The sequence below is a fragment of the Photorhabdus sp. RM71S genome (assembly GCF_042879355.1).
Taxonomy (GTDB): Bacteria; Pseudomonadota; Gammaproteobacteria; order Enterobacterales; family Enterobacteriaceae; genus Photorhabdus; species Photorhabdus kayaii.
Map to the genome: position 1 here is coordinate 1 of NZ_JBHFKV010000095.1, position 6,501 is coordinate 6,501.

A 6,501-nucleotide genomic window follows, 5' to 3' on the forward strand; every position below is an offset into this window, starting at 1 on the left:
ACCACCGTAGGTTTTAGCCAATACAGTAGTGATAGCAGCAGTCAGGGTAGTTTTACCGTGGTCAACGTGGCCGATAGTACCAACGTTAACGTGCGGTTTTGTACGTTCAAACTTTTCTTTAGACATTAGATTGTCCCTCTAAGACACGGAATCGGTGGTTCCACCACATCAACCAAACAGTTGCTCGTTGAATATCGCTTACAGGAATAAAATCGGGAGACAAGGACACTAAGGAAGTGGTGCTGATAGGCAGATTCGAACTGCCGACCTCACCCTTACCAAGGGTGTGCTCTACCAACTGAGCTATATCAGCACATCTTGGAGCGGGCAGCGGGAATCGAACCCGCATCATCAGCTTGGAAGGCTGAGGTAATAGCCATTATACGATGCCCGCATTGAACTCGGCTACCTGACTTTAATCAGCTGTATGTTGATCTCAATATACTTTGCTTTCAGTTAAGTACCAAAAGAATATCAAGATTAAATCTGATTTTTTGGTGGTGGGGGAAGGATTCGAACCTTCGAAGTCTGTGACGGCAGATTTACAGTCTGCTCCCTTTGGCCGCTCGGGAACCCCACCTTTCCAAATTTTTAATGGTGCCGGCACCAAGAATCGAACTCGGGACCTACTGATTACAAGTCAGTTGCTCTACCAACTGAGCTATGCCGGCATCAAGTGCTGCGCATTCTAGGCAGTGTGAACGCTCTATGCAACAAAAAAATTGCTTTCCTTGATTATTCGGTTATAAAACACTCGCTTTCATTCGATTAGCTGTTTTTTTCAATAACTTTAGCTTAAACAATAAACACCTAATTGCCTGCCAACTAAGGAACCGATTACAAGTGCTCGATAAAACTTGATAGGCCACTTTATCTTGAATCATTTAAATTTCCATCATGATAAGCAAACAGCTGAAACTAACATTAAGAAGTAAAACAACTCAATTTTTTACAATTCTGCATTTCTTACAAAAAAAACCGCTAAAAATATAAAAAAGCCTACGCCTGCCGCTCATCAGTCGATATCATGCGATTTATTTTTTGTCAGGTACAGGTTATTTATTGCAACTTGTCAAACCTGCACAAACAGGCAGATGTTGGTTTATGAATAAAAAAGAACTTTTTTTGGCTACTCCATATTTGCAATTCAATCGTGAACAATGGGCAACCTTACGTGATTCAGTTCCGCTGACATTAACAAAAGAAGAATTAATTGATTTAAAAGGAATTAATGAAGAAATTTCTTTAGAAGAAGTTGTTGAGATTTACCTTCCTTTATCTCGCTTGCTCAATTTTTATATTAGTTCAAATTTACGTCGTCAAGCAGTGCTCGAACAATTTCTAGGTACTGATGGACAAAAAGTCCCTTATATCATAGGAATTGCTGGCAGTGTTGCTGTTGGTAAAAGCACTACTGCACGTCTATTACAAGCTCTGCTGAGTCGTTGGCCTGAACACAGAAGCGTAGAATTAATTACTACAGATGGTTTTCTACATTCTAACAGCGTGCTGAATGAACGTGGACTGATGAAAAAGAAAGGGTTCCCACAATCATATGATATGCATAGCTTAGTGAAATTTGTATCTGATATTAAATCGGGCTCTAAACAAGTATCCGCACCAGTATACTCTCATCTTACCTATGATATCGTACCAAATGAGCAAAAATTCATTAAACAACCAGACATTTTGATTCTAGAGGGTTTGAATGTATTACAAAGCGGTATGGATTATCCCCATGATCCACACCATGTATTTGTCTCTGATTTTGTTGACTTTTCTATCTACGTCGATGCACCAGAAAAATTACTCAAAAGTTGGTATATCAGTCGTTTCTTAAAATTCCGCCAAGGTGCCTTTTCCGATCCAGATTCTTATTTCCACAGTTACTCCAAACTATCAGAAAAAGAAGCCATAAATACTGCATCTGATATCTGGCAAGAGATCAATGGACTGAATTTGCGACAAAATATTTTACCAACTCGAGAACGTGCAAGCCTAATCATGACAAAAGGTACTAATCACACTATTGAAAGCGTAAGGCTACGTAAGTAAAGATAGTCTCCGAACCCGGAAGACATTTCTCTTCCGGTCATTTTCAACAACCTCTTAAAGAAATCTCCCCGCCGATATATGGGGTTATGACACCATTCTGATCAAGTAACAAAGCACCTTGCTGATTAATACCCCTGGCTATACCATGCACTTCCTGACTACCAATAATTAATTTCACCGGCCTATCCATAAAATTATCTAACTCAAACCACCGAGAAACAAATGAAGACAAACCTTCATTTTCAAACTGAATTAGAGCTTTCCTTAGATCAAGTATTATTTCTACAGCCAATTTATTACGATCAACTTGAATTCCTGCCTGCAACAAATTAATCCATTGCTGATTAATAGGTTCTTCGCCCTTATGATCCATCGAAATATTTATACCCGCACCTATTACAACCTGAGCAGCATCACCAGTATTTCCTATTAGTTCAACTAAGATTCCCGCTAATTTCTTATCATCAAGATATAAATCATTTGGCCATTTTACCCTAATTCTATCAGCGCCAAATCGATGCAATACTTCAGCAATAACAATGCCAACAACCAAACTCAATCCAATTGCAGCAGCAGGTCCTTGCTCAAGGTGCCAATACATAGATAAATAAAGATTTTTACCAAAGGGCGAAACCCATTTCCTTCCACGCCGCCCTCTGCCAGCATACTGGTACTCTGCAACACAAGCATCCCCTGATTTCAATTCAGATAAACGTTCAAGCAAATACTGATTAGTCGAATCAATAACTGGCAAAACAGTTATTCGATCCTGAGGTAAGTATTGCAAAATAGTAGACTCATCAAGTAGCTGCATAGGTGCCATAAGGCTATAACCCTTGCCAGGAGTTGTTTCTAGTTCAATTCCCCATTCACGAATCGTCTGTATATGTTTATTAATTCCAGCCCTACTCATCCCTAAATATTGTCCCAACTGTTGACCAGAATGAACTTCACCGTCAGACAAAATCTTAATCAACTGTAATGGCACGGTTATATCTTTCATGAAATACATTCCACAGCATCAATTTCGCCTTTAGAACCAATAAAACGAACCTCAGGTTCAAGTAATACACCAAACTTACTTATCACTTGCCGGCGAATGTAAGCAGCCAATAAGACTACATCCTTACCTGTAGCATTTTCCTGATTTATCAATACTAGAGCTTGTCTAAGATGCACAGATGCACCTCCAATGCGATAACCTTTTAAATTACAACGTTCAATGAGCCAAGCTGCCGCTAATTTAAACATCCCATTCGTATAAGGATATTGGGGACTATCAGGGTAATTTTCTTTAATTTTTGCCGCAACTTCCGCACTGACAATTGGGTTTTTGAAGAAACTCCCCGCGTTTCCTGTTATTGCAGGATCAGGCAATTTACTGGTGCGCATTGCACATACTGAATCAAAAATCTGCTGAGGAGTTACATTATCTTTCGACAGCCTAGTTAAATCACCGTAGTTCAATATTGGCCGCCAATTCTTCTTCAACAATAATCCTACAGAAATAATAGAATAATTTGCTTTATATTTATGCTTAAAAACACTATCCCGATATCTAAACTGACATTCACCAACACTAAGACGCGTTTGCTCCCCAGTTTCTAGATTAAGAACATCTACATATTCACACACATCTCTAAATTCAATACCATATGCACCAATATTTTGAATTGGTGCTGCACCAGAGCAACCAGGAATTAAAGCCAAATTCTCTAATCCATAGATTTGATTTTTAAGAGAATGGCAGACTAATTCGTGCCAATTTTCTCCTGCCCCTACATGTAAATGCCATGATTCATCTGTCTCCCGCTGTTGAATCCCCATAATTCTATTCAGAATCACAGTTCCTTCAAAATTTGCAGTAAATAAGACATTACTTCCTCCACCAAGCAGTAATGCAGGTTGTTTTTCGCTTTTGGCTTTCTGCCATAAAGCTAATAAGGACTCGGTAGATTCAGCTATATCTAAACGTTTAGCATAGGCTGATAACCCAAAGGTATTAAACTCTTTAAGAGAAAGCATTCACTCAACACTCAATAAAGCTATTTAATAAGTAGTTTATCAGCTATAGGCGTGGAAAACAGTTGGAAAACTAAGTTAGTTCGTAATGCTCCGGTGAACTCACCTTGTCTTTCCCTTCTGACCCCTGCACGCTACCGCTTCCTTATCTTCACTTGGAGACTGACACCATGAGCCGTAGCCGATATACCCCGGAGCAAAAACAACACCCTGTGACCCAATGGCGGCACAGTGACCTGACCCGCAAACAGTATTGTGAACAGCACCAACTGACTTTTGCCTCTTTTCGTAACTGGATTACCGACAGTAACAAAATACCCCCAAATCTCAGCCAGACACTGCCCGCCATCTTGCCGGTTTCTCTCCAGCCTGACGACGTGCGCACCGTCACCCTGCATACCCCAGACGGTTATGCCATCGCCTGTCCATTGACGCTGTTGCCTGAAGTGATGCGGGTACTGACCCGATGCTGAAACCGCAACAGCTCTTTCTGGTGCGCGAGCCCGTCGACATGCGCCGGGGCATTGATGCCCTGACCCAATACCTCGAAGGATTGAATTTACGCTGGCAGGAAGAAGCCGCTTTTGTTTTCTGCAACAAGGCCCGCTCCCGTCTCAAGGTGTTGCGCTGGGACCGACACGGTGTCTGGCTGTGTACCCGCCGTCTGCACCGGGCCCACTTTGTCTGGCCGAAGCAGGGCGAGCGCAGCTGGGTGATGACGCCCGCCCAGTTTGACTGGCTCATCCGCGGCATTCACTGGCAACAGGTCGAGGGGGATGACCTGTCCGGCTGGCAAAGCTAATTCTGCCGCCCCGGTCACACTTTTACCGGATAACGGCAGGGCATTATCCGGTACACTGTCGGCATGACTTTCCATGACTTAATGGCGCTGGATGACCCCGACCAGTTCCGCCTGCGGGCACTGGCGCTGCTTCAGCAACAACACGACTATATTCGCCAGCTGGAAGAGGCCCTGAAACAGGCGCAACGCTGGCGTTTTGGCGCGCGCAGCGAAACCCTGCCTGCCGGTCCCAAACGTAGTCAGTTTGAGGAAGATGCGGAGACCGATATCGCGGTGCTGGAAACCCTGCTCTCACGCCTGCATATCAGGGAAAACGCGCCCGCGTCTCATCCTAAACGTCAACCTTTGCCGGCGACATTACCCCGAGAAGATATCCGGTTGGCGTGGAGACGGAGAGCTGCCCGGGTTGCGGTCGTGCCCTGCGCTTTTTGCGCGATGAAATCAGTGAACGGCTGGAATATCGCCCCGCGACATTTGTTGTCCGGCGTTATGTCTGTCCGCAGTACAGCTGTGCGGCCTGTCAGAGCGTACATGCCCAGCCCCAGCCTGCCCGTCTTATCGAAAAGGGCCTTCCGGAGCCGGGATTGCTGGCGCAGGTGGTGGTCGCTAAATATCGTGACCACCTGCCGCTCTACCGTCAGCAGCAAATCTATGCCCGCAGTGGCGTAACCCTGGCCCGCAGCACCCTGTCGGACTGGGTGGGGCAGGTGGCTGTGGCGTTGCAACCGTTAGCCGACGCCCTGAAGCAGGCGCTGCTGGAAGACTGGTCGGGCGGCACGTTGGTGACGGATGATTATGCGGGTTACAACGCGCTGCATGCCCGGGCTGATATCACCGAAGCGGGTTGCTGGGCCCATGCCCGCCGCAAGTTCTTTGACCAATACCAGGCCAGTGCCAATCCAACAGCCAAACAGGCACTGGACGGTATTCGTGACCTGTACAAGCTGGAGCGAAAAATCAAACACCGGCCCCCGGATAAACGGCGTCAGTGGCGGCAGCGTTATGCCCGGCCGTGGCTGAAGGAGTTTCGCGCCTGGTTGCAGACGATGCAGGCCAAAACGGCCCCGAACTCCGGGTTACGTAAAGCGATAGACTATACGCTGAAGCGCTGGTCGGCCCTGGTGTGTTATCTGGATGACGGCCGGGTGCCGATAGACAACAACCGGGCAGAGAATGCCCTCCGGGGTGTGGCGGTCGGCCGAAAGAACTGGCTTTTTGCGGGCTCGCTGTCCGCGGGGCAACGGGCCGCCATGATAATGAGCCTGTTGGAAACCGCCAAAGCCAACGGACATGAGCCCTGGGTCTGGTTACGTGATGTCCTTACCGGGTTACCGGCCTGGCCGAACAATCGGTTGAATGAGCTGCTCCCCTGGCCTGAGAATCCCTTCAGTTAAATCCCATTTTGTGGTTATCTGACCATGCAAGGTGAGTTCACCGGAGCATTACGTTAGTTCTTTGTTAAATGCAAAAAGGCCACCCCTTTGGATGGCCTTTTTGTCTCAAAATAAGGTCTGGCAGTTCCCTACTCTCACATGGGGAGACCCCACACTACCATCGGCGCTACGGCGTTTCACTGCTGAGTTCGGCATGGGGTCAGGTGGGACCGCCGCGCTATCGCCGCC

At 46.0% G+C, this 6,501-nt stretch carries 6 protein-coding genes, 4 tRNA genes, 1 rRNA gene and 1 pseudogene; 4 read left to right on the forward strand and 8 right to left on the reverse strand.

What is annotated here, in order from left to right; all coding sequences use genetic code 11:
- The 5 genes from ACGF5R_RS23315 to ACGF5R_RS23335 all read right to left on the reverse strand — a co-directional run.
- On the reverse strand, nt 1-126 hold a 126-nt coding region (locus ACGF5R_RS23315; protein WP_000031650.1), incomplete at its 3' end, for a GTP-binding protein.
- 111 nt (nt 127-237) lie between these two features.
- A tRNA-Thr gene (locus tag ACGF5R_RS23320) sits at nt 238-313 on the reverse strand.
- Between the two features lie 6 nt (nt 314-319).
- Nucleotides 320-394, reverse strand: a tRNA-Gly gene (locus ACGF5R_RS23325).
- Nucleotides 395-495: 101 nt separating this feature from the next.
- Nucleotides 496-580: transfer RNA gene (locus ACGF5R_RS23330), tRNA-Tyr, on the reverse strand.
- 15 nt (nt 581-595) lie between these two features.
- Nucleotides 596-671: transfer RNA gene (locus ACGF5R_RS23335), tRNA-Thr, on the reverse strand.
- A 433-nt stretch (nt 672-1,104) separates the two neighbouring features.
- Between ACGF5R_RS23335 and coaA the strand changes: the two genes are divergently transcribed.
- Nucleotides 1,105-2,055, forward strand: a complete 951-nt coding sequence (gene coaA, locus ACGF5R_RS23340) for a type I pantothenate kinase (protein ID WP_112879791.1) — start codon at nt 1,105-1,107, stop codon at nt 2,053-2,055.
- Between the two features lie 43 nt (nt 2,056-2,098).
- Here the strand turns inward: coaA and birA are convergent, their stop codons facing one another.
- Together birA and murB are read right to left on the reverse strand one after the other, a co-directional pair.
- Entirely contained in the window at nt 2,099-3,058 is a 960-nt protein-coding gene (gene birA / locus ACGF5R_RS23345) for a bifunctional biotin--[acetyl-CoA-carboxylase] ligase/biotin operon repressor BirA (protein ID WP_112879790.1), read from the reverse strand.
- Complete coding sequence (gene murB / locus ACGF5R_RS23350) at nt 3,055-4,080, reverse strand: UDP-N-acetylmuramate dehydrogenase (RefSeq protein ID WP_387692980.1); 1,026 nt, start codon at nt 4,078-4,080, stop codon at nt 3,055-3,057. The genes birA and murB overlap by 4 nt, the downstream gene beginning before the upstream one ends.
- Nucleotides 4,081-4,247: 167 nt before the next feature.
- Between murB and tnpA the strand changes: the two genes are divergently transcribed.
- From tnpA to tnpC, 3 genes and pseudogenes are all read left to right on the forward strand, one after another.
- Nucleotides 4,248-4,550, forward strand: a complete 303-nt coding sequence (gene tnpA, locus ACGF5R_RS23355; RefSeq protein ID WP_387692982.1) for an IS66 family insertion sequence element accessory protein TnpA — start codon at nt 4,248-4,250, stop codon at nt 4,548-4,550.
- A complete protein-coding gene (tnpB, locus tag ACGF5R_RS23360; protein ID WP_387692984.1) occupies nt 4,544-4,879 on the forward strand; it encodes an IS66 family insertion sequence element accessory protein TnpB in 336 nt (111 codons plus the stop codon). The genes tnpA and tnpB overlap by 7 nt, the downstream gene beginning before the upstream one ends.
- Before the next feature lie 63 nt (nt 4,880-4,942).
- A pseudogene (tnpC, locus tag ACGF5R_RS23365) lies at nt 4,943-6,273 on the forward strand (IS66 family transposase).
- Between the two features lie 115 nt (nt 6,274-6,388).
- On the opposite strand, the gene rrf reads toward tnpC, so the two are convergent.
- Nucleotides 6,389-6,501, reverse strand: a 5S ribosomal RNA gene (gene rrf / locus ACGF5R_RS23370); the annotation flags it as partial.

Bases quoted from the DNA above. Each gene is read 5' to 3' on its own strand.
- coaA (WP_112879791.1), top strand. From the start codon at position 1,105: ATGAATAAAAAAGAACTTTTTTTGGCTACTCCATATTTGCAATTCAAT.
- birA (WP_112879790.1), bottom strand. From the start codon at position 3,058: ATGAAAGATATAACCGTGCCATTACAGTTGATTAAGATTTTGTCTGAC.
- murB (WP_387692980.1), bottom strand. From the start codon at position 4,080: ATGCTTTCTCTTAAAGAGTTTAATACCTTTGGGTTATCAGCCTATGCT.
- tnpA (WP_387692982.1), top strand. From the start codon at position 4,248: ATGAGCCGTAGCCGATATACCCCGGAGCAAAAACAACACCCTGTGACC.
- tnpB (WP_387692984.1), top strand. From the start codon at position 4,544: ATGCTGAAACCGCAACAGCTCTTTCTGGTGCGCGAGCCCGTCGACATG.